Raw genomic sequence first — 1,020 nt, forward strand, 5'->3', positions numbered from 1 at the left:
GACCACGGTGGGCCGCCATTGCTCGCCGGGGGGATAGATGCCAAACAGGAGACCACGGTGGGCCGCCATTGCTCGCCGGGGGGATAGATGCCAAACAGGATCTGGCGCATCTTTTCGCCCAGGAAGGCCCAGCAGGCGCCGCTGGCCTGGCGGCAGACAGCGCCCGTGGCGCCCGGCCAGACGGCGTCCAGCACCGCCCAGTTCAGCAGCTTGCCGGCCGCGGCCAGGACCAGCGCCAGCGTGGCCACGGTGGCGAGCGCGCTGACGGCGCTGCCGAACAGGCGGTGCCAGGCGCTGTCGCGGCGGTCCGCCGGCGGCGGCAGGGCCCGCGGCAGAGAGGAAGGATGGGACAGGCTCATGCGCGTTGCGTCCTCAGGATGCGGCGGTTGTACAGATTCATGAAGAGCGACACGCTCAGGCTGATGCTCAGGTACACCGCCATCAGCACCGCCACGCCCTCGATGGCCTGGCCGGTCTGGTTGATGGTGGTGGTGATGACGAAGGACAGGTCCGGGTAGCCCACCGCCAGCGCCAGCGTGGTGTTCTTGATGATGGACAGGTACTGGCTGGTCATCGGCGGGATGATCACGCGCAGCGCCTGCGGCACGACGATCCAGCGCAGCGCGGCGCCGGGTTTCAGGCCCAGCGAATGGGCCGCTTCCCACTGGCCGGCGGGCACCGCGTCGATGCCGCCGCGGATGATCTCGCCGGAAAAAGCCGCCGAGTAGATCGTCAGCCCGACCAGCAAGGCGGTGAATTCCGGCGTGAAGGCGCTGCCGCCGGCGAAGTTCAGGCCGCGCAGCGCCGGCACGTCGGCATGCAGCGAGGCCCCGCCCCACCCCGCCGCGGCCGCCACCAGCGCGACCACCGCGAGCAGGCCCAGGCCGCGCCATGGCACGCGTCCGCCCACCGACCGTCGCGCCAGGCGCCACGCGCCCCACAGCAGCAGCGCCGCCGCGCCCAGCGCCCACCACAGCGGCCGCGTGTCGCCCTGCAGCGACAGGCTGGGAAAGAACAGCC

The 1,020-nt window shown here is 71.8% G+C and carries 1 protein-coding gene and 1 pseudogene; both read right to left on the reverse strand.

Translation table 11 applies throughout. The features are described 5' to 3' along the window. Window positions 1–359: pseudogene (locus BI327_RS40780) on the reverse strand (hypothetical protein); the annotation flags it as partial. Continuing rightward, window positions 356–1,020, reverse strand: a 665-nt coding sequence (locus BI327_RS40785; RefSeq protein WP_210191259.1) for an ABC transporter permease subunit, incomplete at its 5' end; no start/stop codon positions are given. The gene BI327_RS40785 and the pseudogene BI327_RS40780, both read right to left, overlap by 4 nt.

It is taken from the genome of Bradyrhizobium mercantei (assembly GCF_001982635.1).
GTDB lineage: Bacteria > Pseudomonadota > Alphaproteobacteria > Rhizobiales > Xanthobacteraceae > Bradyrhizobium > Bradyrhizobium mercantei.